Here is a 26,296-nt window from a genome sequence, read left to right as displayed (position 1 = left end):
ATGTTAGGGTGGCAGTTTGGTGTGGCTCTATCGGGTTGGGCGACAAGACTTCCTTGAAAGGTTTCTAAATGGCTATAGGCTGGCTTACCGTTTTACAGAGTGTTCCCTGGTCTGACGTAGCCAGCAATGCGCCCAAGGTCGCTTCCGGCGCTAAAAAATTGTGGAACGCTGTCGCGAAGAAATCCGCGCCAACGTCGAACACAGCCACTGAGGCGCAGGTTGCACTTTCGCCTGAGGCTCAGGCCGTCTCCGAACTGAAGTCGCGAATCCTGGAGTTGGAGACTGCTGTGGCTGACCTACAAAACCAGATGATCGCATCTTCCGGGCTGATCAAGGCGCTTGCAGATCAGAACACGCAACTGATCCTTCGCATCGAGGCCATGCGCATTCGCATGGTATGGCTTGCCGGTGCGCTTGCTGCTGTGGGCTTGGCCGCTACGGTGAGTATGGTCCTGGTCCTCATGCGTTAATGTCGAAGTCCGTGATGGGGATATACCGTTGGGTATCGCCCCACCTATTCCTTCGATGCTTGGACCCATGATTCCGGATCCAAATTCGCGACTATGGACATTGTTGACATCAACGCGCTGATCGGATGGATTGCCCAACATCCGCACTGGGCGTACGCGACTTTTTTTGCTGCGCTCACCGAGTCTCTCGTGCTCGGGGGACTGTTCGTTCCTGGCGCGCTCGTCATGTTCGGCGTGGGTGCCGTCGTGGCCGCCAGCTCGCTGGACCTGCGGGCCACGCTGGCATGAGCGTTTTCCTGGGGCGCTTCGTCGGACCAATACGTCCCGCGATGCCGGTGGTGGCGGGAGGCATTGGCGATGATGGATTGAGAGTCTGTCAGACTTGCCGGTGCGCCTTGTCAACCGCAGCGACGTCCCGGAATCTGCCAGCGCAAAGATCGTTTGGAATAAGGCCGTGCTGCTGAATAGCGAACAGGAGTGATCTTCATGAAGAACAAGGGAATGAAACAACAGTTTGGGTTTGCCTGGGCGGGTATTGTCGTGGCGTGGCGAAACGAGCGGAGTTTCCGCATCCAGACCATTTTTGCCATCGGCCTGGTCGTTGTGCTCCTGCTGCTACGGCCGCCTTCCCTGTGGTGGGCATTGTGCGTGATCTCTGCCGTTCTGGTGCTGGCCGCAGAACTGTTCAACACGGCGCTGGAGGTTCTCGTCGATCACCTGCACCCCGAAATTCACCCCGCCATCAAGACTGCCAAGGACTGCGCAGCGGGGGCCGTTCTGTTGCTGAGCGCCGGTGCCTTGCTCGTGGGAATCCTCACCGTGCTTGTCGCGCTGGGCTTCTTGTCCTGACAGAAGGCATGCGCAAGAAGCGGTCTTATCTTCTGGGAAATACGCCCCAGCCAGCGCGCCCAAACCCCTGGGTTCGATCAGGCGAACACCCGGCTTCAAGAGAGGGGCGTTTGCTGTGTCACTTCGGGGTTTTATTACAGCCTCGTCAGGCAAGTAGGGCTACCGTTGATACGATTGGGTGAGGATGCCTCGTTGAGTTAGGATGCAGTTTCAAGCCATCCGGCACGCCTTGTGCTGCGAAAACGCACACTTATTTGGATACCAGGAGAACGCGACATGCAAGTTCAAGTCAACACCGACAAGAATATCGAGGGTGGCGAGCGCCTAACCCATTACGTCAAGACGGCTATTGATACGAGGTTGCACCGTTTCGGCGCACAGATCACCCGTGTGGAAGCTCACCTAAGCGACGAAAGCAGCCACAAATCTCAGGGCGACGGCAAGAAGTGTGTCTTGGAGGCCCGAGCTGCGGGCCTCCAACCTGTTGCCGTGACGCACTTCGCGGCGACTCTCGATCAGGCCATTAACGGGGCAGCCGAAAAGCTGGAACGGCTGCTTGATAGCACCTTCGGACAGCTCAATAATCCGAAGGGTTTGCCTGCGTCTGACTGAGACCAGAGCTGGTCACCGGCGAAATTCAGCTTGGCGATCTGGCCGACGCTGACACCGATGACGTACTCAATGATCTCGCCGAACTAACTCTATTCAGAGGAGTAATCAGTGCAAAAAAGCAAATTCACCACCCCGAAATCCGGCGTGCCGCCTTCACAAGGCAGTTCCTCTGAGGATGGTATTTCCGGCGTCAAAAGCAGCAAGTCCGATGCTGGCGGCAAGGCTGCAACACCCCGTGTCATCAAGAAATATCCGAACCGGCGGCTTTACGATACCGAAACTTCAAGCTACATCACGCTCGCCGAAGTTCGGCAATTGGTGATGGACAGCGAGCTGTTTGTCGTGCGTGATGCCAAAACCAACGAAGACCTCACGCGCAGCATCTTGCTGCAGATCATTCTTGAAGAAGAGGCAGGCGGAGCACCCATGTTTACTGAAGCGGTGCTGGCCAACATCATCCGTTTTTACGGTAACTCGATGCAGAGCTTCATGGGGGCTTATCTTGAGAAAAATGTCCAGACTTTCATGGATCTGCAGGTCAAAATGGCTGAGCAATCCAAGGGGCTGAGCCCCGAAATGTGGGCGCAGTTCATGAACGCAAAATCCCCCATGATGCAAGGCATGATGGGTAACTATGTCGAGCAGTCCAAAAATGTTTTTACGCAGATGCAGGAACAAATGCAGAAGCAAAGCGAACAGATGCTGTCGGCTTTCGGGCTGAAGCGCTGACCTTAAACTTATTGCCCGAAGCCCATTAACGGGCTGTCCGCTCGGTGCCCCGCCTGCTCTGAGACAATAGAGGCCATGAGCGAAGTTCTTTCCCCGATTCCATCTTCCAGTGTCAAGCCGACCCCGCGCGTCGGCTTTGTCAGCCTGGGTTGCCCCAAGGCGCTGACCGATTCCGAGTTGATCCTCACGCAACTTAGCGCGGAGGGCTACCAGACCTCCAAAACCTTTGAAGGCGCGGACCTGGTGATCGTCAATACCTGCGGCTTCATTGACGACGCCGTCAAGGAAAGCCTGGACACCATCGGCGAGGCATTGGCCGCAAACGGCAAGGTCATCGTCACCGGCTGTCTGGGGGCCAAGGCGATTGAAGGCGGCGGCAATCTGGTGCGCCAGATGCACCCCAGCGTGCTGGCAGTGACCGGCCCGCATGCCACGCAAGAGGTCATGGATGCGGTGCACCTGAATCTGCCCAAGCCGCACGACCCGTTTGTTGACCTGGTTCCTAATACCTTTGGCATTGCCGGCATCAAGCTCACGCCAAGACACTATGCCTACCTGAAAATCAGCGAAGGCTGCAACCATCGCTGCACCTTCTGCATCATTCCGTCCATGCGTGGTGATCTGGTGTCACGGCCGATTGGCGATGTGCTCAACGAAGCGCGTGCATTGTTTGAAGGTGGCGTGAAAGAACTGCTGGTGATCAGCCAGGACACCTCTGCCTATGGTGTAGATGTGAAATACCGAACCGGCTTCTGGGACGGCAAGCCTATCAAGACTCGTATGCTGGAGTTGGTTCAGGCGCTTGGTGATATCGCCGAGCCTTACGGGGCTTGGGTGCGTTTGCACTATGTGTATCCCTACCCGAGCGTGGACGAAGTGTTGCCTTTTATGGCCACAGGCAAGGTGCTGCCGTATCTGGATGTGCCTTTGCAGCACAGCCACCCGGATGTTCTGAAGCGCATGAAACGGCCGGCCAGCGGCGAGAAAAACCTGGAGCGCATCGCGCGCTGGCGAGAGATATGCCCCGAGATCGTCGTTCGCAGCACCTTCATTGCAGGCTTCCCGGGAGAAACCGAAGCTGAATTCGAGCATTTGCTTGATTTCATGCGCGAGGCCAAAATTGACCGTGCAGGCTGTTTTGCCTATAGCGCCGTGGCGGGTGCCACCGCCAACGACATTCCGGGCATGCTGCCGCTGGAGGTGCGTGAAGAGCGGCGCGCGCGCTTCATGGCGGTGGCTGAAGCGGTCTCAAGCCAGAAGCTGCAGCAGCGCGTGGGCGCCACCATGCAGGTGCTGGTGGACTCGGCACCGGCGCTGGGTCGAAAGGGCGGCATAGGCCGCTCTTATGCCGACGCGCCCGAGATTGATGGCGTGGTCAAGCTGCTGCCGCCCGAGAAAATCAGCAAAACGTTGAAGGTGGGTGAATTCACCAGGGCTCGCATTGTCGGAACCCAGGGGCATGACCTGATTGCTGTGCCGGTCTGAGCCATTTTCAATGCATGCACGCGTCTTGCCGACCCCTACTTCTGTACGGGTCGTGCTGCTTACACTGCATTAAGCCGGATTCTGGAAGGGAGTTTGTTCGAACTAAGAACCACGATCACAAGCCCGGAAAGGAAAAAGGCCACTGGTTGGCAGTGGCCTTTTTGCTTGACTTGAGTAATTTTGGTGCCCGGGAGAGAACTCGAATCTCCACATCTTGCGATACACGGACCTGAACCGTGCGCGTCTACCAATTCCGCCACCCGGGCACATCAGGCAGTGTACCATTGCATCAACCTTTCAACGGGCCACACCCCTGAAATATTTCATTTTTCTGTGGAAATTCGATGCTTCAGAACTGCAAGAGCCGCAGGCAAGCAGAAAGCCCCACAAAATCTTGCCGATACCAGGCCATCCCTCAACTCGGGACGCTGGCTTTTCATGGATCGCGGCTAGTATCTGGTTTGGAAACTGATACAAAAACTAACCCATATATGGTCAATCCCATTATTCAAGTCCCTGGTTCAACAGTCTGTTGCTAGCGGCATCTCACGAAAGAGACTTTTTATCAAAACAACTCATCAAACTGCTGGCACATCGTCCGGGCTCCTCGCTGAATTCGAGGGCACCGTTTCGGGCCACCGCGACGGCCATGGCTTTGTATTGCGCGACGACGGCGAGGCGGACATTTACCTGCCGCCCAACGAGATGCGCGCAGTGCTGCACATGGACCGTGTCAAGGCGCGCATTGTGCGGCATGACCGCAAAAATCGGCCCGAAGGCCGCGTGACCGAAATCATTGAGCGCTCATCCAACCCCATCATCGGCCGCCTGCTGCAGGAAAGTGGCGTCTGGCTGGTAGCGCCCGAAGACAAGCGCTACGGGCAGGATGTGCTGATTCCCAAAGGCGCTACGGGCATCGCCAAGACCGGTCAGGTCGTGGTGGTTCAACTGACTGAACCCCCCGCACTGTTTGGCCAGCCCGTTGGCCGTGTCACGGAAGTGCTGGGTGAGATGGACGACCCAGGCATGGAAATAGAGATTGCCGTGCGCAAATACGGTGTACCGCATGAATTCAGCGACGCGGCGCTGGCCTTGGCCCGCAGCTTGCCGGACTCGGTGCGACCCACTGACAAAAAACACCGCGTTGACCTGACCGATGTTCCGCTGGTCACCATTGACGGTGAAGATGCCCGCGACTTTGACGATGCCGTTTATTGCGAACCGGCCAAGGTCGGGCGCGGCAAGGGCTGGCGGCTGCTGGTCGCTATTGCCGACGTCAGCCATTACGTGGAAACCGGCAGCGCCATCGACATTGACGCTTACGACCGCGCCACCAGCGTGTATTTCCCGCGTCGCGTGATTCCCATGCTGCCGGAAAAACTCTCCAACGGCCTGTGCTCGCTCAACCCCAATGTCGAGCGTCTGTGCATGGTGTGCGACATGCTGGTCAACGCCAAGGGTGAGGTTCACGCCTACCAGTTTTACCCGGCCGTGATGTTCAGCCAGGCACGGTTTACCTACACCGAAGTGGCCGCCATCCTGGCCAATACGCGCGGCCCTGAAGCCGCGCAGCGCAAGGTGCTGGTGCCGCATTTGCTGGACCTGCACGATGTATACCAGGCCTTGCTCAAGGAGCGAGGGGTACGCGGGGCAGTGGATTTTGAAACCACCGAAACCCAGATCGTCTGCGATGAGGTCGGGCGCATTGAAAAGATTGTGCCCCGTACCCGTAACGTGGCGCACCGCCTGATTGAGGAAGCCATGCTGGCTGCCAATGTCTGCTCGGCCGACTTCATCACGCAGAGCAAGCACGTTGGCCTGTTTCGCGCGCACGAAGGTCCAACACCCGAAAAAGTCGAGATGCTGCGCAACTACCTCAAGGCGATGGGCATTGGCATGACGATCGGCGACCAGCCGACGCCGGGTGAGTTCCAGCAGATTGCTGTGGCTACCAAAGACAGGGCCGACGCGCTGCAAATCCATTCGATGCTGTTGCGCTCCATGCAGCAGGCGATTTACACGCCCATGAACAGCGGCCATTTTGGTCTGGCCTACGAGGCATATACGCACTTCACCAGCCCGATTCGCCGTTACCCCGACTTGCTGGTGCACCGGGTCATCAAGGCCATCCTGGGCAAGACCAAATACCAGTTGCCCATCCTGCCGACACCGGGCGAGGCCGAGGCCAAGCTTTCCAAACGGCTGGCGTCCCGCGTCAAGGAACCGACGGAAAAGCCAAAAAAAATCAGTGCTGACCAGCTGGCCTGGCAGGCTGCCGGTTTGCATTGCAGTGCTAATGAACGCCGGGCCGACGAAGCCAGCCGCGACGTGGAAGCCTGGCTCAAGTGCAAGTACATGCGCGAGCATTTGGGTGAAGAATTTGGTGGCGTGGTGACGGCAGCAACCGGTTTTGGCATCTTTGTGACGCTCGACGCCATGTATGTGGAAGGGTTGGTGCATATCACTGAGCTCGGGGGCGAGTACTTCCGTTTTGACGAAGCCCGCCAGGAGTTGCGCGGCGAGCGCTCCGGCATGCGCTATGCGATTGGGACGCGGGTCCGGGTTCAGGTTAGCCGCGTGGACCTGGACGGCCGCAAAATCGACTTCCGTCTGGTGCATGAGGGCGAAGAACTGCTGGGCCGGGCCATGAAGGACAAGACCGGTGGCCATGCCGCCGAACTGCCCGCGCAGGAGCGTGGTGCAACGCGCCATGCCGGAGGCAAGGGTGCAGGCAAAGGGAGCGGCGAAAGCGCGGGAAAGCGTTCGGAGTCGCAATCCAGCGGCCGCAGTGCCGGTTCGGCAAGCCGCAGCGCGGCCACCGACAGAACAGCGGACAAGACGGCTAATAGAACGCCCAAATCGCCGATTCAGGCGCTCAAGGCAGCAGTCAAGAAATCAGCCAGCAATCCCAGCCGCAAGCACGGCAAAAAACCCCACCGCTAAGATTTCTTGAAGCTGACTTTTTCTTTTATTCGCAAACTTGGGAATTTATGTTGATCCGGATTTTGGTCTTTTTGCTTGAGACCCTTTTCTTCGTGCTGATTGGGGCGGCGCTGCTGCGCGCCTGGATGAACTGGGTGCGGGTCAACATGAGCGCGCAACCTGGCAGCTTTGTGATGGCATTGACTGACTGGCTGGTCAAGCCGCTGCGGCGTGCTTTGCCCAAGTCACTGACCCGGTCGCGGGTGGACTGGGCCAGTGTGCTGGCCGCCGTATTGCTGGCCCTGGTCTATGCCTTATTGTGGGGTGCGCTATTCGGCGTGCTGCTGGAGTCTACGTACTGGACCTCGGGCTTCGCACCCATGGCCGTGCTGGCGCTGCTGTTGTTTGCCTTGAAGATGATGGTCCGGGTGGCCCTGCAGACCTTGCTTATTCTGGTGCTGGGCTATGCCATCCTGTCATGGATTCAACCCGGCTCGCCGGTCTATGGCCTGCTGGCGCGCCTGACCGAACCCTTGCTGACACCGATACGGCGCATGATTCCCACGATAGGTGGCGTGGATCTGTCAACGCTCGTGCTGCTGGTGTTATTGCAGATCGGCCTGATGGTGTTGGTCTAAGGGTTGGCCAGAGCCGGTCAGTGCGCCAGCCAGTGCCGATGCAGTCAGGGTCTGGCCGGGCCGCTCGACCGCCCACGTATCGGCTCTGTTACCGTGCACAAACACCGCGCTGCAGGCCGCTTCAAAAGCACTCAGCCCGCTGGCCATGTAAGCCCCGAGCATGCCCGCCAGTACATCGCCGCTGCCCGCCGTCGCCAGCAAGGCATTGCCGGTTGCATTGATATGGATTTGCTGGCCCGGGGCGGCGATGACCGTGCCCGAACCTTTGAGCACCACCACACACTGAAATCGCTCTGCCAGCTGTCGGGCCGCTGCCAAACGGTCGGCTTGCACCTCGGCGCTAGTGGTTCCAGCCAAGCGTGCGGCTTCCAGCGGGTGGGGCGTCAGCACCGTGCTGTAAGCGCGTTGCTGACGCGTTTTCAACAGGGTTTGCAGTTGCGGATCCATGGCAATGGCATTGAGCGCGTCCGCATCCAGCACCGCTCGCGTCGCCGTTGACAACACTTTGGCGATGACGGTTTTGACCGCTTCGCCGCCACCGCAGCCGCACACCACGACCTGTTGCTTCAAATCCAGTGCATCTAGCGTGCGGAACATGAGTTCGGGCTGCTGGGGGTCCACGGTCGGGCCGGCGTTGCCGAGCAAAGCCACGAAGACCCGGCCTGCGCCCGCATGCAGTGCAGCGCGGGCGGCCAGCAAGGCGGCACCCGTCATGTGCGTGGCGGAAGTGGCGGTGGATTCGCCGCCCACAACGGCGACATCGCCAAAACTGCCTTTGTGGCTGGCATGCAGGGCTTTGGTTCGCCGCGGCTGGTTGGCATGGTCGGCACCCAGCAGCCAGGCGCGAGGCTCTGCGGTGCTTGCTGTATTTTCGGGGTTAATGCCGAGATCATCAAACCACACTTGGCCGGCGCTGTCCCGACCGTTGGCGGTAAACAGCCCCGCTTTCAACGTTAAAAGGCTTAAGGTAAAAATGCCTGTATCCCTTGCTGGAAGGGATGAGATAGCTATGGATTTTGTAGCGCTAGTGGTTGTTGTAAGTGCTGTTGCGAAGCCAGTATCGGCGTCAAGCCCGGTCGGCACATCCACCGCAAGCCGTGGCGCCTGGCTGGCCTGCATCACCTCCAGCCACTGCTGCATCAGCCCGGTGCCGACGCGGTTGGGGTCCAGCCTGGCACCCATGCCGAGCAGGGCATCAATGCACAAATCAAAATCCTGTGGCGGCTCGGTCGCCATCGGCACGCCAGCTGCCAGGGCCCGCTCGCGGGATGCGTGGGCATCCGGGGGCAACCCGGCTTTGTCGGGGGGCAACCCGGTCCAGGTCACAACCACCGCTTTGCCCCACTGATGCAGGTGTAGTGCGGCTTCGAAACCGTCGCCGCCGTTGTTGCCGGGCCCGCAGGCGACCCAGATGCGCTGGGCATGGGGCGCCAGTGCCAGCGCCAGGCGGGCAATGGAAAGACCGGCACGTTGCATCAGCGTGTGCGGCGGCAGGCTGGCTGCGGCCTGCAGTTCAATCTGGCGGGTCGCTGCTATGCTGTAAAGCGGCTGGCTGAAGGTGCTGGATATTCTTTGCATCGCATGATTGTGAGGGCTGACGAGTCGTCCCGCCAGTCGGCTGGTTCAGCCTAGGCGGCTGATGTCCAGTCCTTCCATGTCGATGTCTGCGGATTTGCCCGCCATCAGGTCGGCCAGCGCGCGCGCGCTGCCGCAGCTCAGCGCCCATCCGCTGGAGCCATGGCCGATATTGAGCCAGAGGCCGGGCAGTCCGCTGTTGCCGACAATGGGGGGCCCGTCGGTCAGCATGGGTCGCGCACCTTTCCACTCTTGTACGCCGGCGCCGGTATTGGAGAGCTGGGCCGCCCCCGGAAACCAGTCGTGCAAGACCTTGTACAGCGTCTGCAGGGAGGACGCGCGCTTGCGTTCAAGCGAACCGCCGATTTCTGCGCTGCCGGCCACGCGCACGCGGTTGCCCAGGCGGGAAATGGCCACTTTGTAGCGCTCGTCCATCAGTGCGCTGCGCGGTGCATTGAGGGGTTCGCGAATCGGCGCGCTGATGGAATAGCCATAAACGGCGACCATGGGAATCTTCAGGCCAAGTGGCCTGAGGAGTTGGGCGGAGGCCAGGCCGGCACACAGGACCACCCGGTCAAAGGTGCGCGGCGAGGTTTCACCCGCTATTAAAATACTAGCTGCCTGCGCCCGATCCAATTGGGCTACAACCGTATTGAACTCGAAACTGACGCCGATCCGCTGGGCTTCGATCTTCAGTAGCAGCGCAAACTGCCGGCAGTTTGCCACCTCATCATCAGGCAAGTGCACGGCCCCCAGAAAGGCGGCGTCGGGGTTGAGCGCCGGCTCGATCTGGCGAACCTCGTCGGCATTGATTTGCCTGAACGCGACTCCCGCCTCCCGCAGCACCTGCAGGCCGGGTTGAACCAGTTGGCTGTCTTTTTCAGAGCGGAGCAGCACCATGTAGCCCAGGCTGTACTCGTATTCCAGCTGTAGCTTGGTGCTCAGGTGGTGCAGCCTTTCGCGGCTGTAAAACGCCAGGCGCTGCAACCGCGAGCGGTTGACCAGGTAGGCTTCAAGCTTGCAGGCTCGAAACCACTTCCACATCCACGCCAACTCGCGGCCCGACAAAGGCAGGCTCAGCTTGACCGCTGCATGGCGGCTGAAGAGGTGGCTGAGGACCTTGCCCGGCATGCCGGGTGCCGCCCAGGGCGCGATGTAGCCGGGCGCGACAATGCCAGCGTTGGCAAAGCTGGTTTCTTCCGCCGCGGCGCCCCTGCGTTCAAACACGGTGACTTCGTGACCGTCCATGGCCAGCTCATAGGCGGTGGTGATTCCGATGATGCCGGCGCCAATGACCGCTACCCTCATGCGGTGGTGCCGGGCAGAACAGCGATAAATTTAAAGCGGAACAGGTTCGTATTCATTTTTTTATGCATAAAACAGGCCTATAGCCCAATACCATCGGGCGTGCGCAGCTATTATTTTTATAGTGAATGGGCTAGCGCCGTTTCAACCTGGAGTGCCAGGTCCAGCACCGCGTCGTCGTGCAGCGCCCCGTGCCAGAGCATCAGGCCCACGGGCAATTGGTCGGGAGTGTGGCAGGGCAGCGAAATCGCGCAACCGTCGAGCATGTTCACCACCGCCGTGTTGCGCAGCAAAAGCCCGTTGATCCGGAAAAACTCGTTGTCATCGTCCAGCACGCTGGCAATCGGCGGCGCCACGATGGGCACGGTGGGAGAGAGCACTGCGTCAAAGCCGCTCAGGCGGGCTTCCATGCGTGCCATCCACTGCTTGCGCGCTGCCAGCAAATCGATATAGTCGGCGGCGCTCATGCGGGCACCCCGCAGAATGCGCATCGCCACCCGCGGGTCGTATTCGGCCTCGTGCTCGGCAATCAGGGTCCGGTGCCACGCATAACCTTCTGCGGCCGACAAGCCGCCGGTTGCATTGATGGCGGCCAGATCGCTGATTTCGTCAAGGGCAATTTCTTCGATGTGCGCACCGGCATCGCGCAGAACCTGAAGGCTGTGCCCGAAAGCCCGGGCCACGGTGTCGTCCAGCGCGTCCTGCATCTGCGTGCGCGCCACCGCGAGGCGGCATGATGGCAGGGGTTTGCCGGCGAGCTTCACGGTGCGCGCCGCCAGAACCTCATGCACCGTGACCGCGTCGCGTACCGAGCGCGTCAGGGCGCACACGGTGTCCAGGCTGGTGGATAGCGGCACGGCACCTAGGGTAAGCACCAGGCGTGCCGTGCTTTTAAAACCCACAATACCGCATAGCGCCGCAGGGATGCGGATGGAACCGCCCGTGTCTGAGCCGAGGCCCACCAGGGCGGCGCCCGTGGCCACCGACACAGCCGCGCCCGACGATGAGCCGCCCGGAATGCGGCCTGCGGTGCGGTCAGCCGGATTGAGCGGCGTGCCGTAGTGCGGGTTGATGCCGACGCCGGAGAACGCAAACTCCACCATGTTGGTGCGTCCGGTGAGCACCGCGCCCGCCGCGCGCAGCCGTGCCACGGCGGGGCAGTCTGTCTCGGCCGCTGCGGCACCGGCGAGTACGGTCGATCCAGCTGCAGTGGTTTGGCCCGCCACGTCAAACAGATCCTTGATTGAGACGGGAATGCCCGCCAGAGGCAAGGCCGGATCATTGAAGGCGGATTTTGGCGGAGCTTTGGAGGTCAAAAGCGGGCTTTTCACCTGGCCTGGCAGAAAAACATGGCGGCAAGCCTCGCTTTGAGCGATGGCGGCGGCGCGCTCAAGGATTTCCTGGGGGCTGGTCTGGCCTGCTTGAAGGGCCTGGCGAGTGGCGTGAAGGTCGCCTTGGGTGGGCATTGGGATCGGCTGGCTCATGGGGTAGGGGTGTTATACTTAGCAGGCTTTGTGAATGACGCTTTTGTTGTTTGCAAAGTTAATCGCAAATCAGCCACTCAAGGTGTTGTCCGGAAATTCTTTCGGATGATAAGCGCTGATTTTAGACACAACCTTTGGAGTTATATATATGTCGACAAGCATGCGTGAAATGCTGGAAGCTGGCGTCCATTTCGGTCACCAAACCCGCTTCTGGAATCCCAAGATGGCCCCCTACATTTTTGGCCATCGCAACCGTATTCACATCATCAACCTGGAAAAATCGCTGCCGATGTTTCAGGACGCGATGAAGTTCGCGAAACAGCTGTCCGCCAACCGCGGCACCATCCTGATGGTCGGCACCAAGCGCACTGCCCGCGAAACCGTCGCCCTTGAGGCCAAGCGCGCCGGTATTCCTTATGTTGACCAGCGCTGGCTGGGTGGCATGCTGACCAATTTCAAAACGGTCAAGACCTCGATCAAGCGCCTGAAAGAGTTGAAAGCCCAGCAAGAAGCCGGCATGGATTCCGTCAGCAAAAAAGAACAGCTGACCTTCAAGCGCGAAATTGAGAAGCTTGAAAAAGACATTGGCGGCATTCAGGACATGAACGCCCTGCCGGACGCTATTTTCGTGATCGACGTGGGCTTCCATAAAATCGCAGTTCTGGAAGCCAAGAAGCTGGGCATTCCGCTGATCGGTGTGGTGGATTCCAACCATTCCCCCATTGGCATTGACTACGTGATTCCCGGTAACGACGACTCGTCCAAAGCTGTGGCCTTGTACGCCCGCGGTCTCGCCGACGCGGTCCTCGAAGGCCGAGCCAATGCCGGGAACGATCTCGTCAAGACGGTTTCGCCTGAGAGTTCGGATGAATTTGTGGAAGTGCAAAACGCAGCTGTTTGATAACGGCGCCTGTTAGTTTTGGCGCTGAGCCAGACGCGAAAAAGGGGCTCGCGTAGCCCCTTTTTCACAAGCTAAAAGATACTACAGATACGAGCGGGTGCCACGTTAGCGCCCCTCGAAGTCAACACGACAAACGGAGAATCAAGAGATGGTAATTACTGCAAGCATGGTCGCTGAACTGCGCGCCAAAACCGATGCCCCCATGATGGAGTGCAAAAAAGCACTGACTGAAGCCGAAGGCAATTTTGAGAAAGCCGAAGAAATCCTGCGCGTGAAGCTGGGCAGCAAGGCCGGCAAGGCGGCTTCGCGCATCACAGCTGAAGGCGTGGTTGCCGCACACCGCGAAGGCGATGTGGGCGCGCTGGTTGAAATCAACTGCGAAACCGACTTTGTGACCAAAAATGACAGTTTTTTGGCTTTTACCCAAGCTGTGGCCGAAGGCATTGTCAAGAACAACCCGGCTGACGTAGTCGCCATTGGTGCCATGCCCCTGTCGCTGGACGGCTTTGGCCCGACGGTGGAAGATGTGCGCAAAGGCCTGATCGGCAAGATCGGTGAGAACATGAGCGTACGCCGCTTCAAGCGTTTTTCCGGCAGCAAGCTGGCCTCATACCTGCACGGTACGCGTATCGGCGTGGTGGTAGAGTTTGAGGGCGATGAAACCGCCGCCAAAGACGTCGCCATGCACGTGGCTGCGATGAAGCCCGTTGCCTTGTCCAGTGCTGATGTGCCGGCCGAACTGGTCGCAAAAGAGCGCTCAGTCGCTGCTGCCAAAGCTGCCGAAGATGCCGCCAAGGCCCAAGCCGAAGGCAAGTCGGTTCAATCCGCTGAAATTGTTGCAAAGCGTATCGATGGTGGTGTTCAGAAGTATCTGAAAGAAGTCAGCCTGCACAACCAGACCTTCGTCAAGAACGACAAACAGACGGTTGAGCAGATGCTGAAAGAGCGTGGTACCACGGTCAAGTCCTTTACCCTGTACGTGGTGGGCGAGGGTATTGACAAGAAGGTGGACGACTTCGCCGCTGAGGTCGCTGCCCAGGTCGCTGCTGCCAAGGCTACGTAAGCATTTCAGTCCAGCCGGAAGGCCGCTAAACTTCAGTCCAACGCAATCATAGAAAGCCCTCACATGCCAGCCTACAAGCGGATCTTGTTAAAACTGTCAGGTGAGGCCTTGATGGGGGATGATGCCTTTGGTATTAATCGCGCTACCATCGTACGCATGGTGGAAGAAATCGCCGAAGTCACGCGCATGGGTGTTCAGGTGGCGGTAGTGATTGGTGGCGGTAATATTTTCCGCGGTGTGGCGGGGGGCTCGGTCGGCATGGACCGCGCTACCGCCGACTACATGGGCATGCTGGCGACCGTGATGAATGCGCTGGCTTTGGGGGATACCATGGACAAGGCCGGCCTGATTCCACGCGTCATGTCGGCTATCGGCATCGAGCGCGTGGTCGAGCCTTATGTCCGGCCCAAGGCACTGCAATACCTGGAAGAAGGCAAGGTCGTTATTTTTGCGGCCGGCACCGGCAATCCTTTCTTTACCACGGACACCGCAGCGGCTTTGCGCGGCGCTGAAATCGGGGCTGAAATCGTCCTGAAAGCCACCAAGGTTGATGGTGTGTACAGCGCCGACCCCAAGAAAGATCCGAAGGCCACGCGTTACACCAGTATCACTTTTGATGAGGTCATGGGCAAGAACCTCGAGGTTATGGATGCCACAGCGTTTGCGCTTTGCCGCGACCAGAAGCTGCCCATCAAGGTATTTAGCATCTTCAAGCACGGCGCGCTCAAGCGCGTGGTGCAGGGCGAAGACGAAGGAACCCTGGTTCACGTTTGACTTTCGCCATGAGCCGTGCTTTTGCACTTTTCTCACCTTTCGCAGTTCTTGTACTTTTTTTTGCACCTAAAAATCTGGAGATTCGACCATGAGCATTGTTGAGATCAAGCAGCATGCAGAGCAAAAAATGCAGCAGTCCCTGGATTCGTTCAAAAACGGCCTGACGAAAATCCGTACCGGCCGCGCCAACCCTGGCTTGCTCGACACGGTGCACGTTGACTACTACGGCTCGATGGTGCCCATCAGCCAAGTGGCCAATGTGTCGCTGCTGGATGCGCGCACCATCAGCGTTTCGCCTTGGGAAAAAGGCATGGGTGCAAAAATAGAAAAAGCCATCCGTGATTCCGATCTGGGGCTCAACCCTGCGGCTCAGGGCGACCTGATCCGCGTTCCCATGCCGGCGATGACCGAAGAGCGCCGCAAGGAACTCACCAAAGTCGTGCGGGCCGAAGGCGAGCATGCCAAGGTGGCTATTCGTAATCTGCGCCGGGATGCCAATGACGGCGTCAAGAAGTTGGTCAAGGAGAAACTGGCCTCTGAAGATGACGAGCGCCGTTCGCAGGATGAGATCCAGAAGTTCACGGACCGTTTCATTGCCGAGGTTGACAAACTGGTCATCGGCAAGGAACAAGACATCATGGCAGTGTGACGTAGTGCCCCCACGCTTGTCGCTTCGCGTACTACGCTGCCCCCCGAGGGGGTTGAACTTGCTTGGGGTGACCCGGCGGCGTTCAAGCCTTCCTTGACCGACATCATGAATCAGGTTCCGCATCATGTGGCCATCGTCATGGATGGCAATGGCCGATGGGCTACCCAACGGTTTCTACCGCGTATCGCCGGCCACAAGCAGGGGGTCGATTCGCTGAACCGCTGTGTTCGGGCTTGCCTGGAGCGCGGTATCGGTGTCCTGACGGTCTTTGCTTTTTCATCCGAAAACTGGAACCGGCCCTCTGAAGAAGTGTCTGGCTTGATGGCGCTGTTGGCGCTGTCCCTCTCCAGGGAGGTGCCCAGCCTGAATGCCAACGGTGTCAGGATCCATTTTGTGGGAGACCGTCAGCGACTTTCCGAAAAAGTCCAGGCGGGGCTGGCGCAGGCCGAGCTTAGTACGGCAGGCAACCAACGACTGATTTTCAATGTGTGCTTCAACTATGGCGGGCGCTGGGATATTGCCCAAGCGGCACAGAAGCTTGCCAGCCGGGGTGAAGCCATTACCGAGTTGTCGCTGGATCGGGCGATGGCGCTGGCGTATGTGCCCGACCCCGATTTGCTGATTCGCACCGGTGGCGAATTGCGTATCAGCAATTTTTTGCTGTGGCAGGCGGCATACTCGGAATTGCATTTCTCCGATAAGCTCTGGCCCGAATTTGATGAAGCAGCGCTGGATGAAGCGATTGCGGTTTATCGTACCCGTGAGCGCCGTTTCGGTCAGACCTCGGCGCAAGTCAGCGGGCATGACAAAAACCAAATTGAAAAGGCCGCCTGATGCTTAAGCAGCGTGTTATTACAGCCATGGTCCTGCTGGCGATTTTGTTGCCGGCACTTTTCTACAAGACCCCTTCTCCTTTCTGTGCCGTCGCGCTTGTGCTGATTGCAGCCGGTGCCTGGGAATGGGGCCGTCTGAATGCGCTGGGGCCTGTCGGCTCGATCGGGCTTGCTGCGGTATGCGTGCTGGTCTGCGGCTTGTCCTGGTACGGCGGCCTGCTTGAAAAATCCTTAGCCCTTCTCTGGACTGCTGCAGGCGCTGTCTGGGTGTTGGCCGGGGGCTGGCTCTTACACAATGGCGTTCTCGGCTGGCCGCGCATTCCGAAGATGCTGCGCCTGCTGGGCGGCTTGGCGGCGCTCTGGCTGGCCTGGCTGGCCGTCGCACAGGCCCGTGTGATCGGTGTTCCATTTTTGCTGTCGGTACTGCTGCTGGTCTGGATGGCCGACATCTTTGCTTACTTTGCCGGCCGCACGTTCGGTGGACGGTTCAGCAAAGGCAAACTGGCGCCTTCCATCAGCCCGGGCAAAAGCTGGGAAGGGGTGTGGGGCGGCATGGCGGGTGTGGTGCTTTTGTCGCTGGCCTGGGTCGCGCTGGGCGGCCTAAGTACTGCAGGCAGCATATCGGGTGCCGGTTTCCTGGCGGGGCAGACCCTCTACAGCGGCCTGTCCCAGCGCCATGGCATCGCGATAATGTTGCTGGCGGTCGTCTTTCTGGCGGCCATGAGCGTGGTGGGCGATCTGGTCGAGTCGTTGGTCAAACGTAGCGCGGGCGTGAAAGATTCCAGTGGCCTGCTGCCAGGCCACGGCGGTGTGCTGGACCGCATTGATGCCCTGTTGCCCACCTTGCCGCTAGCGATGATGCTGGCTACTCTCTAGGTTTTATTGCATGCCCTTCAAGAAGCAGTGCGTGACCGTTTTGGGCTCTACCGGGTCCATAGGCGTCAATACCCTCGACGTGATCAAGCGTCACCCTGAGCGTTTTGAGGTGTTTGCGCTCAGTGCGGCGACCCAGACCGACCTGATGCTGGCGCAGTGCATGCAATTCAAGCCTCAGTATGTCGTGATGGTAAGCGAGCCGCATGCCCGCCTTCTGGCTGAAAAAATCAAGGAAAATAGGCTTCCTGTTCAGGTTTTATCGGCGCCAGACGCTCTCGAAATGATAGCGTCTCACGAGCTCGTTGACACTGTAATGGCCGCCATTGTGGGTGCCGCTGGCCTGATGGCCTGCATGGCAGCTGCCAAGGCAGGGAAGCGCCTTTTGCTGGCCAACAAGGAAGCGCTGGTGGTGGGCGGTGACGTGTTTATGCAGGCGGTGCGCGCGGGCGGTGCGAAACTGCTGCCTATTGACAGTGAGCATTCAGCCATTTTCCAGTCATTGCCCGACGATCCGGTGACCTGGCCGCAGCGGGTTGAGAAGATCATCCTGACCGCGTCAGGCGGGCCGTTTCGGACCCGGGAGCCTGGCAGCCTGCGGCATGTCACGCCCGACGAAGCCTGTGCACATCCGAACTGGGTGATGGGACGCAAGATTTCGGTTGACTCGGCGACCATGATGAACAAGGCCCTGGAGGTCATCGAAGCCAAGTACCTGTTTGGTTTGACGCCGCAGCAAATCGAGGTGGTGATCCATCCTCAAAGCATCATCCATTCCATGGTGCAGTACCGCGACGCGTCTGTTGTGGCGCAATTGGGAACGCCAGACATGCGGGTGCCGATTGCCTACGGTCTGGCATGGCCGGACCGGATCATCTCGGGCGCCAAGGCGCTGGACTTCGCTTCGCTGGCCAACATGACGTTTGAGGTGCCTGACGAGGCGCGGTTTCCGGGTCTGCCGCTGGCCTGGGAGGTTCTGAATGCGCCTGTGGGCAGCACCGCGGTGCTCAATGCGGCCAATGAGGTGGCCGTGGCCGCTTTTCTGGACAAGCGAATCCGGTTTGACCATATCCACCATGTAAATCATGCAACTTTGGACGCCGTGGCGGTCTCTGATGTGAACGATATTGAGGGTTTGCTCGCGCTGGATGCGCGCGCGCGCCTTGTCGCTGGTCAAATAGCTGAACGTCTGGAAACCTGACATGCTGACACTGGTTTCTTTTGTAGTTACGCTGGGTATCCTGATTGTCGTGCACGAGTACGGCCATTACCGGGTTGCGGTGGCCTGCGGCATCAAGGTCCTGAAGTTTTCAATCGGATTTGGCAAGCCCCTCTACACCTGGCGGCTCAAGAACAAACCCACGGAATTTGCCATCGGCATGCTGCCGCTGGGCGGCTATGTCAAGATGCTCGACGAACGCGAGGCTCCGGTCGATCCGGTCGAGCGTCATCTGGCCTTCAACACCCAGCCCCTGAAGTCCCGTGCTGCCGTCGTGGCTGCCGGCCCAATGGCCAATTTGCTTTTGGCCGTGCTGCTCTACGCCGTTGTCAACTGGAGCGGCTTGCAGGAACCCAAGGCCGTTCTGGCCAGTCCCGTGGCCGGGTCTCTGGCCGACCGGGCGGGGCTGCGCGGTCACGAAACTGTCCAGCAGGCGGCTTTCGCGGGCGATGAACTGCAAACCGTGCGTTCTTTTGAAGACCTTCGCTGGAGGCTCACACAAGGCGCACTCGACGGCCGCGATCTGACACTCGTGCTGGGTGGCGATTCGGACGGTTCTGCCCGACCTGTGTTGCTGGAGCTCAGCAAGCTTGGTACACCCGAAGCCGACGCGCAGTTATTCAGAAAAATCGGCATTCTCGGGCCATGGACCCGACCCGTGATGGGTGAGGTCGTGGCGGGTGGTGCCGCCGAAAAATCCGGTTTGCACGCGGGCGATGTGGTCCAGCGTGTGGGCGATACCGCCATTGTGGATGGACAGCAGTTGCGCGAAGTTATTCGGGCCTATGGGGGGACTTCTGCGCGCTCCGCCAGCGGGAGCGCCGCGACCGTTACTCCGCAGCGCTGGCAAATCCTGCGCGCTGGGCAGCCCCTGGTGCTGCAGGTTACCCCCCAAATCATGCAGGAGGGTGGGATAGCGGTGGCCCGAATAGGGGCCTATGTGGGTGCGCCGCCAGAATTCGTGATGGTTCGTTACGGACCCCTCGATGGTTTGTGGCAGGGGACTGTTCGCACCTGGGAAGTTTCCCTTCTTACGCTCAAGATGATGGGGAAAATGGTGATCGGAGAAGCCTCCCTCAAGAATCTGAGCGGCCCGCTCACCATCGCGGATTACGCCGCTAAGTCGGCCAGCCTGGGCTGGACGGCTTACCTGCTGTTTCTGGCCCTGATCAGCGTGAGCCTCGGCGTGCTGAATTTACTGCCGCTACCGGTTCTGGATGGTGGACACCTGATGTATTATCTTTGGGAGGGGATTACCGGTCGAGGCGTGTCCGACGCCTGGATGGAGCGGTTGCAGCGCGGTGGCATTGCGATCTTGCTGGGTATGATGTGCGTTGCCCTGTTCAATGATGTCACCCGTCTTTTGGGTTAAATCCTTACATTTCATGCAAAAACAGTTAAATCGATTCAAAGTTCGTGCAGTCTGCGCTATTGCCGCCGGTTTGTTTGTAGTCAACGCCGCTTGGGCAGTTGATCCATTCACGGTTCGTGACATTCGGGTTGAGGGCTTGCAACGCGTCGAGCCCGGAACGATTTTTGCCTCGCTTCCTTTTCGCGTCGGTGAAACCTACAACGATGACAAGGGCTCGACGGCCATTCGTGCGCTGTTCGGCCTGGGTTTGTTCAAGGACGTGCGGCTTGAAGTCAGCGGCGACGTACTGGTGGTGATTGTTGAAGAGCGTCCTACCGTGGCCGACGTGGACTTCGTCGGAACCAAGGAATTCGACAAGGAAGTGCTCAAAAAGGCGCTTCGCGAGGCGGGCATCGCGGATGGCCAGCCTTTCGACAAGGCGCTCGCCGACAAGGCCGAGCAGGAACTCAAGCGCCAGTACATCAACAAGAGCCTGTACGGTGTCGAGGTGATCACCACCGTCACGCCGATTGAACGCAATCGCGTGAACCTAACTTTCAACGTTGTCGAAGGCGATGTTGCAAAAATCAAGGAAATCCACATCACGGGCAACAAGGCGTTCAGCGAGTCGACGCTGCTGGGCCTGTTTGACCTGAATACGGGCGGCTGGCTGAGCTGGTACACCAAGTCTGACCGCTACTCCCGCGCCAAGCTCAATGCGGATATCGAGACCCTGCGCTCCTACTACCTGTCCCGCGGGTATCTTGAGTTCAAGATAGATTCAACCCAAGTCGCGATTTCTCCCGACAAGCAGAGCATCGCGATCACGCTCAATGTCACCGAGGGCGAGCGTTTCGTGGTTTCGGGTGTCAAGCTTGAGGGTAATTACCTGGGCAAGGACGAAGAATTCAAATCCCTGGTGACGATCAAGCCGGGAGAGCCCTACAATTCCGACGCGATTGCAGAAACGACCAAGGCCTTTACCGACTACTTCGGTACTTTCGGTTTTGCTTTCGCCAAAGTGGAAGCGACACCTGAAATTGACCGGGTCAACAACCGGGTGGCTTTTGTGTTGCAGGCAGATCCTTCGCGCCGGGCCTATGTACGGCGCATCAATGTAGCAGGCAACAACCGCACACGCGATGAGGTTGTGCGCCGGGAATTCCGTCAGTTCGAATCTTCCTGGTATGACGGCGACAAAATCCGTCTTTCGCGTGATCGCGTTGACCGTCTGGGATTTTTCACGGACGTGAATGTGGAGACGCAGGAAGTAACCGGTACTGCTGACCAGGTTGATTTGACCGTGTCTGTGGTTGAAAAACCAACGGGCAACCTGCAATTGGGCGCCGGTTTCTCCAGCGCCGACAAACTTTCCCTGATGTTCGGTATCAAACAGGAAAATGTTTTCGGCTCCGGCAACTACCTTGGCATTGAACTCAATACCAGCAAATCAAATCGCCAGCTTGTTTTGAGCACGATTGACCCTTATTTCACGGCCGACGGCATTTCGCGCACCATTGATGTGTACGACCGTACGTCCATGCCCCTGTCGGGTCAGGGGGGGGACTACAGCCTGGTGACGAAGGGCGCAAGCATTCGTTTCGGCGTTCCTTTTACCGAGAACGACACGGTTTATTTTGGCAGCGGTTACGAATCCCTCACGATCGTACCCGGCACCCTTCTTCCCGTTAGTTACCAGAATTACGCCAATCAGTTTGGCTACAAGAGCATCTCCATTCCCTTGACCGTGGGTTGGTCGCGCGACAACAGGGACAGTGCGCTGGTACCCACGTCGGGACGCTATCAGCGCGTCTACGGAGACTGGGGCGTGGCAGGCGATATCAAGTTTGTACGTGCCAATTACCAGATTCAGCAATACATACCGCTCAACAAGCAGTTCACGATTGCCCTGAATGGCGAGTTGGGCTGGGGTAAAGGCCTCAACGGCCAACCTTACCCGCTTTTCAAGAATTACTATTCAGGCGGTTTGGGCTCGGTGCGCGGATTTCAGCAGGGCTCCCTGGGTCCCCGTGATGCATCAGACCTGGCGACCGGAGGTCCGAAGAAGCTGACGCTCAATGCCGAAGTCCTCGCGCCATTTCCGGGCGCAGGAAATGACCGTACACTGCGGCTCTATGGTTTTGTCGATGCGGGTAACGTGTATGGCGATAATGAAAGCTATCGCCTGAATGACCTGAGGGCTTCTGCCGGTATCGGTATCAGCTGGATTTCTCCGGTGGGTCCGCTACGTATTGCCTATGCGGTGCCACTACGCAAACAGCCAAACGATAGAATAGAGCGGTTGCAATTCCAAATTGGTACATCTTTCTAATGAAGCATCTTTCAAGCAAAATTTTCCTGGGCCTTGTCATTGCATTGGCAGGTTTTTCCGCCACTGCGCAGGAATTCAAGGTCGGCGTTGTCAACCTTGACCGGATATTCCGTGAAGCCAACTCAGCCAAGACCGCCCAGACCAAGCTGGAGCAGGAGTTCAGCAAGCGCGAGAAAGAGCTGGGCGATCTCGCGACGCAATTGAAAACGCTGTCCGACAAGTTCGAGCGCGAGGCTCCCACCCTTGCAGAAAGCCAGCGCACTGCGCGCCAGAAACAGCTGGTCGACCAGGACCGGGAATTCCAGCGCAAACGCCGAGCATTCCAGGAAGACCTGAACGCGCGGAAAAATGAAGAACTTCAGCAGGTGATTGAGCGTGCTAACAAAGTCATTAAAACGCTGGCAGAAAGTGAAAAATACGACCTAATCCTTCAGGATTCAGTCTATGTGAATCCCAAGCATGACATTACCGACAAGGTGATCAAGGCGCTGGACGCCACCCGCTAATTGTGGGTGGTTAACCCGCGCATTGGCATAAAAATGGCAGGCGCAGTGTGACGCTCCGTCTTGCCGATATCGTTCAGTCTCTGGCGGGTGCGGTGGATGCCGAACTGGTCGGCAACCCTGATGTGCTGATAAAGCGGCTGTCCACCCTGGAAGCCGCCGGCCCCCACGACCTGGCTTTCCTCAGTCACCCCAAGTATCTAGGCAAACTCGCGCAGTCTGCAGCGGCCTGTGTCGTGGTGGCTCCGAGTGCCCGTGAGGCCGCCATAAACCGCGGTGCCTGCATCGTGGTGGACGATCCGTACCATTACTTTGCGCTGATCACGCAGCTCTGGAAGCAGCGACATTTTCCGGAGATGGCCCCGCAAATTCATCCCAGCGCATTTATCGATCCTGGAGCCACGCTTGCATCCGGTGTTTCCATCGGGGCATTTGCCTGTATTGCAGCAGGTGCCGTGATTGAGGCGGGCGCGCGCATTTCGGAGCATTGCGTCATCGGGCGGCAGGTGTTTATTGGTGCCGACAGCCGCTTGTCAGCCCGGGTTACCGTGGCAGATGGCTGCCGTATTGGTGAGCGTTGCATCATTCATTCCGGTGCGGTCATTGGCGCTGATGGCTTCGGCTTCGCGCCGCACGACGGCCAGTGGGTAAAGATCGAGCAACTCGGCGCGGTGCACATCGGCAATGATGTGGAAATCGGAGCCAACACCTGTATTGACCGCGGTGCTTTGCAAGACACCGTGCTGGAAGACGGCGTCAAGCTCGATAACCTGGTGCAGATCGGTCACAACGTCCGGATAGGCAAACACACCGCCATGGCCGGTTGTGCCGGCGTCGCCGGCAGCGCAACGATTGGTTCGCATTGCACGGTTGGCGGAGGTGCCATTGTGCTGGGCCATTTGAGTCTGGCCGATCATGTGAATGTTTCGGCGGCATCCGTCGTGACGAGATCCATTTTGAAGCCGGGGCACTACACTGGCTTTTTTCCCATCGACGACAATGCTGCGTGGGAAAAAAATGCTGCGACGCTCAAGCAACTTCACGTTTTACGTGAAAGACTCAAACAGGCTGAAAAATCCCTCTCGCACCTCCAAGAAAAATCATGATGGACATTCACCAAATTCTCAAGCAGCTGCCGCATCGTTACCCCTTTTTGCTGGTCGACCGTGTGCTCGAAATAGAAAAAGGCAAAAGAATCAAGGCGCTCAAAAACGTCACGATCAATGAGCCGTTTTTCATGGGGCATTTTCCTCACCGTCCGGTCATGCCGGGGGTGCTCATGCTCGAAGCCATGGCGCAGGCGGCTGCCTTGCTGGCTTTCGATGCCATGGGGGTGACCCCCGATGACAAAACGGTGTATTACTTTGCTGGCATTGACGGTGCCCGTTTCAAACGGCCTGTCGAACCTGGTGACCAGTTGATCATGGACGTCACGCTGGAGCGCATGAAGGCCGGCATTCTCAAATTCAAGGGGGTGACGCGCGTAGGCGAGAACGTCGTTTGCGAGGCCGAACTCATGTGCACCATGCGCACCATTGCTTAAACCCGAGCCAGACATGACGTCTTCAGTCGCCGTGCCGGGCATCCATGCCACGGCCATCGTTGATCCACTGGCTCAGTTGGACAGCTCTGTCAGCGTCGGACCTTATACCGTCATCGGTCCCCACGTCAGGGTAGGGCCGGGCAGCAGCATTGGTGCCCACTGCGTGATTGAAGGCCACACCACGATAGGCCGCGACAACCGAATTTTCCAGTTCAACTCGCTGGGTGCAATTCCGCAGGACAAAAAATATGCGGGTGAGCCGTGCGAGTTGGTCATTGGCGACCGCAACACCATTCGCGAATTTTGCACCTTCAATATTGGCTCGCCGGGCGACAGCGGCGTGACGCGTGTGGGCGACGACAACTGGATCATGGCGTATGTGCATCTGGCGCATGACTGCGTGGTGGGCAAGCACACCATTTTTGCCAACAACGCCCAGTTGGCTGGTCACGTGCATGTGGGTGACTGGGCCATTCTGGGCGGTTTTACGGTGGTGCACCAGTTTGTCCGGCTGGGCGCGCACAGCATGACAGCCATGTGTTCGCTGCTGTTCGCTGATTTGCCGCCGTTCGTGATGTCGCAAGGCCAGCCGGCCCAAGCGCGGACTATGAATCTTGAAGGGCTGCGCCGCCGGGGTTTTGTGCCCGAGCGGATTTCCGCCGTCAAGGCCATGTACAAGGCGCTTTACCGCGACGACCTCACGCTGGACCAGGCCCGGGCACGCATTGCCGAGTTGCCTGAAAAATACCCGGAATCAGCACCGGATGTGCAGATGATGCTCTCCTTTTTGCAGCAAACCTCACCGCAGCGCGGTATCGTCCGGTAGGCGCTCATGTCGTTTGCGTCGACCCCTCTGCCCACCCGTGGAGAGGCTGCTGGACTCGCCACAAGACCCTCCGCAGAAGGAGCGCCAAGCGTGGTCATGGTGGCGGGCGAAGCTTCCGGTGATTTGCTGGCGGGCTTGCTGCTGGATGGACTCAAGGCGCGCTGGCCGGCATTGACATGTGGCGGCATAGGCGGGCCGCAGATGGCGAGCCGGGGTTTTCAAGCCTGGTGGCCCAGCGACAAACTGGCGGTGCGCGGTTATGTTGAGGTACTTCGGCACTACCGTGAAATCGTCGGCATCCGTGAGCAACTGAAAAACCGGCTGCTTAACGAAGGTGATCAGCGCCCCGATATTTTCATCGGTGTGGACGCCCCCGATTTCAACCTTGATCTTGAGGCTGCGCTTAAAAGCCAAGGCATCAAGACCGTTCATTTTGTCAGCCCCTCCGTCTGGGCCTGGCGCGCCGACCGCGTCGAAAAAATCAGGCGCAGTGTGGACCACGTGCTGTGCATTTTCCCGTTTGAGCCCGCATTGCTGGCTGCTCACGGGATTGCTGCAACCTATGTGGGACATCCGCTGGCCAACGTGATTCCCATGCAGCCGGACCGGGCTGCCGCCAGACGTAAGCTGGGCTTGCAGGATGAAGATACGGTCATCGCCATCTTGCCTGGCAGCCGCGCGTCGGAAATAAAGTACCTCGCGAGCAGGTTCTTCAAGGCTGCCGCGCTTGTTAAACGGGTGCAGCCAGCTATCAAATTCATAGTGCCTGCAGTCCCCTTGCTGAAAAACCAGATTGAGCAGCTGGCAGATGAGGCCGGCGTGCGGGCTGATTTGCAGATTGTCGAAGGCCAGTCGCACACCGTACTGGCCGCCTGCGATATCACGTTAATCGCCAGCGGCACTGCCACGCTGGAGGCCGCTTTGTTCAAGCGCCCCATGGTGATTGCCTACAACATGAACTGGCTGTCGTGGCAGATCATGCGGCGCAAAAAGCTGCAGCCATGGGTCGGGCTGCCCAATATCCTCTGCCGGGAATTTGTGGTGCCCGAATTGCTGCAGGATGCCGCCACGCCCGAGGCGATGGCGGGCGCGCTGCTGCAGTGGGTGGATGCAAAATTTTCAGCACCTGACAAAATAGCGGCTGTTGAACAACGATTCACAAAACTGCATGCCGAGCTGCAGCGCGACACTTCTCAATTAGCAAGCAATGCAATCCAGAAAATTCTTGAAGACTGAGCAAACCCCCCTGTCCTGGGACACTCCCGGGCTGATCGCGGGCGTTGACGAGGCGGGGCGCGGGGGCCCGGGCGGGGCCCCGGTGGGCGGCGCGGGGCCCTTCTGACTAAAGTGAATCCACACA

The 26,296-nt window shown here is 58.7% G+C and carries 25 protein-coding genes and 1 tRNA gene; 22 read left to right on the top strand and 4 right to left on the bottom strand.

Annotated elements, in window-relative coordinates:
• The first annotated feature begins 68 nt into the window (after positions 1 to 68).
• From B3F77_RS16910 to rimO, 6 genes are all read left to right on the top strand, one after another.
• Positions 69 to 470: a hypothetical protein gene (locus B3F77_RS16910; RefSeq protein WP_293606076.1), complete on the top strand. Its 402-nt coding sequence runs from the start codon at positions 69 to 71 to the stop codon at positions 468 to 470.
• Positions 471 to 563: 93 nt separating this feature from the next.
• On the top strand, positions 564 to 758 hold the full coding sequence (locus B3F77_RS16905; protein ID WP_293606075.1) for a hypothetical protein: 195 nt from the start codon (positions 564 to 566) through the stop codon (positions 756 to 758).
• Positions 759 to 956: 198 nt separating this feature from the next.
• Entirely contained in the window at positions 957 to 1,319 is a 363-nt protein-coding gene (locus tag B3F77_RS16900) for a diacylglycerol kinase (protein WP_293606074.1), read from the top strand.
• A gap of 276 nt (positions 1,320 to 1,595) precedes the next feature.
• Positions 1,596 to 1,931, top strand: a complete 336-nt coding sequence (locus B3F77_RS16895; RefSeq protein WP_293606073.1) for an HPF/RaiA family ribosome-associated protein — start codon at positions 1,596 to 1,598, stop codon at positions 1,929 to 1,931.
• 180 nt (positions 1,932 to 2,111) lie between these two features.
• Positions 2,112 to 2,660, top strand: a complete 549-nt coding sequence (gene phaR / locus B3F77_RS16890) for a polyhydroxyalkanoate synthesis repressor PhaR (protein ID WP_293606098.1) — start codon at positions 2,112 to 2,114, stop codon at positions 2,658 to 2,660.
• A 75-nt stretch (positions 2,661 to 2,735) separates the two neighbouring features.
• Positions 2,736 to 4,145 (top strand): 30S ribosomal protein S12 methylthiotransferase RimO, encoded by a 1,410-nt coding sequence (gene rimO, locus B3F77_RS16885; RefSeq protein WP_293606072.1) that lies wholly within the window; start codon positions 2,736 to 2,738, stop codon positions 4,143 to 4,145.
• Positions 4,146 to 4,326: 181 nt separating this feature from the next.
• Here the strand turns inward: rimO and B3F77_RS16880 are convergent.
• Positions 4,327 to 4,411: transfer RNA gene (locus B3F77_RS16880), tRNA-Leu, on the bottom strand.
• Positions 4,412 to 4,709: 298 nt separating this feature from the next.
• On the opposite strand from B3F77_RS16880, the gene rnr reads away from it, so the two are divergent.
• Positions 4,710 to 7,088: a ribonuclease R gene (gene rnr, locus B3F77_RS16875; RefSeq protein WP_293606097.1), complete on the top strand. Its 2,379-nt coding sequence runs from the start codon at positions 4,710 to 4,712 to the stop codon at positions 7,086 to 7,088.
• A 71-nt stretch (positions 7,089 to 7,159) separates the two neighbouring features.
• Positions 7,160 to 7,705, top strand: coding sequence for a YggT family protein (locus B3F77_RS16870; protein WP_293606071.1), 546 nt, complete (start codon positions 7,160 to 7,162; stop codon positions 7,703 to 7,705).
• On the opposite strand, the gene B3F77_RS16865 is transcribed toward B3F77_RS16870, so the two are convergent.
• From B3F77_RS16865 to B3F77_RS16855, 3 genes are all read right to left on the bottom strand, one after another.
• Positions 7,673 to 9,283 (bottom strand): NAD(P)H-hydrate dehydratase, encoded by a 1,611-nt coding sequence (locus B3F77_RS16865; protein WP_293606070.1) that lies wholly within the window; start codon positions 9,281 to 9,283, stop codon positions 7,673 to 7,675. The two genes, B3F77_RS16870 and B3F77_RS16865, sit on opposite strands and share 33 nt — an antisense overlap.
• A gap of 45 nt (positions 9,284 to 9,328) precedes the next feature.
• Positions 9,329 to 10,588, bottom strand: coding sequence for a D-amino acid dehydrogenase (locus B3F77_RS16860; RefSeq protein WP_293606069.1), 1,260 nt, complete (start codon positions 10,586 to 10,588; stop codon positions 9,329 to 9,331).
• Positions 10,589 to 10,704: 116 nt separating this feature from the next.
• A complete protein-coding gene (locus tag B3F77_RS16855; RefSeq protein WP_293606068.1) occupies positions 10,705 to 12,069 on the bottom strand; it encodes an amidase in 1,365 nt (454 codons plus the stop codon).
• 148 nt (positions 12,070 to 12,217) lie between these two features.
• Here B3F77_RS16855 and rpsB point away from each other — a divergent pair, with 148 nt between their 5' ends.
• The 14 genes from rpsB to lpxB all read left to right on the top strand — a co-directional run bounded on the left by rpsB (position 12,218) and on the right by lpxB (position 26,172).
• Positions 12,218 to 12,970: a 30S ribosomal protein S2 gene (rpsB, locus tag B3F77_RS16850; RefSeq protein ID WP_293606067.1), complete on the top strand. Its 753-nt coding sequence runs from the start codon at positions 12,218 to 12,220 to the stop codon at positions 12,968 to 12,970.
• 148 nt (positions 12,971 to 13,118) lie between these two features.
• The gene (tsf, locus tag B3F77_RS16845; protein ID WP_293606066.1) at positions 13,119 to 14,033 is read left to right on the top strand and encodes a translation elongation factor Ts; all 915 of its coding nucleotides are present in this window, start codon (positions 13,119 to 13,121) and stop codon (positions 14,031 to 14,033) included.
• Positions 14,034 to 14,096: 63 nt separating this feature from the next.
• Positions 14,097 to 14,807 carry a UMP kinase gene (gene pyrH, locus B3F77_RS16840; protein ID WP_293606065.1) on the top strand — a complete coding sequence of 237 codons (711 nt, stop codon included), beginning with the start codon at positions 14,097 to 14,099 and terminating at the stop codon, positions 14,805 to 14,807.
• Between the two features lie 88 nt (positions 14,808 to 14,895).
• On the top strand, positions 14,896 to 15,456 hold the full coding sequence (frr, locus tag B3F77_RS16835) for a ribosome recycling factor (protein WP_293606064.1): 561 nt from the start codon (positions 14,896 to 14,898) through the stop codon (positions 15,454 to 15,456).
• Between the two features lie 105 nt (positions 15,457 to 15,561).
• Positions 15,562 to 16,290, top strand: a complete 729-nt coding sequence (gene uppS, locus B3F77_RS16830; protein WP_293606063.1) for a polyprenyl diphosphate synthase — start codon at positions 15,562 to 15,564, stop codon at positions 16,288 to 16,290.
• Positions 16,290 to 17,165, top strand: a complete 876-nt coding sequence (locus tag B3F77_RS16825; protein WP_293606062.1) for a phosphatidate cytidylyltransferase — start codon at positions 16,290 to 16,292, stop codon at positions 17,163 to 17,165. Before uppS ends, B3F77_RS16825 begins: the two co-directional genes overlap by 1 nt.
• 10 nt (positions 17,166 to 17,175) lie before the next feature.
• Positions 17,176 to 18,363, top strand: coding sequence for a 1-deoxy-D-xylulose-5-phosphate reductoisomerase (gene ispC, locus B3F77_RS16820; protein WP_293606061.1), 1,188 nt, complete (start codon positions 17,176 to 17,178; stop codon positions 18,361 to 18,363).
• A 1-nt stretch (position 18,364) separates the two neighbouring features.
• A complete protein-coding gene (rseP, locus tag B3F77_RS16815; RefSeq protein WP_293606060.1) occupies positions 18,365 to 19,753 on the top strand; it encodes an RIP metalloprotease RseP in 1,389 nt (462 codons plus the stop codon).
• A gap of 13 nt (positions 19,754 to 19,766) precedes the next feature.
• Positions 19,767 to 22,064: an outer membrane protein assembly factor BamA gene (gene bamA / locus B3F77_RS16810; RefSeq protein WP_293606059.1), complete on the top strand. Its 2,298-nt coding sequence runs from the start codon at positions 19,767 to 19,769 to the stop codon at positions 22,062 to 22,064.
• Positions 22,064 to 22,570, top strand: coding sequence for an OmpH family outer membrane protein (locus tag B3F77_RS16805; protein ID WP_293606058.1), 507 nt, complete (start codon positions 22,064 to 22,066; stop codon positions 22,568 to 22,570). The genes bamA and B3F77_RS16805 overlap by 1 nt, the downstream gene beginning before the upstream one ends.
• 47 nt (positions 22,571 to 22,617) lie before the next feature.
• Entirely contained in the window at positions 22,618 to 23,673 is a 1,056-nt protein-coding gene (gene lpxD, locus B3F77_RS16800; RefSeq protein WP_293606057.1) for a UDP-3-O-(3-hydroxymyristoyl)glucosamine N-acyltransferase, read from the top strand.
• Positions 23,670 to 24,110 carry a 3-hydroxyacyl-ACP dehydratase FabZ gene (gene fabZ / locus B3F77_RS16795; RefSeq protein ID WP_293606056.1) on the top strand — a complete coding sequence of 147 codons (441 nt, stop codon included), beginning with the start codon at positions 23,670 to 23,672 and terminating at the stop codon, positions 24,108 to 24,110. Before lpxD ends, fabZ begins: the two co-directional genes overlap by 4 nt.
• Before the next feature lie 13 nt (positions 24,111 to 24,123).
• A complete protein-coding gene (lpxA, locus tag B3F77_RS16790) occupies positions 24,124 to 24,936 on the top strand; it encodes an acyl-ACP--UDP-N-acetylglucosamine O-acyltransferase (protein WP_293606055.1) in 813 nt (270 codons plus the stop codon).
• A gap of 96 nt (positions 24,937 to 25,032) precedes the next feature.
• Entirely contained in the window at positions 25,033 to 26,172 is a 1,140-nt protein-coding gene (gene lpxB, locus B3F77_RS16785; RefSeq protein WP_293606054.1) for a lipid-A-disaccharide synthase, read from the top strand.
• Positions 26,173 to 26,296 lie beyond the last annotated feature (124 nt).

Origin of the sequence: Polaromonas sp. UBA4122, from assembly GCA_002381615.1 — a bacterium.
Taxonomy (GTDB): Bacteria; Pseudomonadota; Gammaproteobacteria; order Burkholderiales; family Burkholderiaceae_C; genus Polaromonas.
The sequence above is the reverse complement of the archived record's forward strand: the minus strand, read 5'-3'. Positions and strand labels throughout refer to the sequence as shown.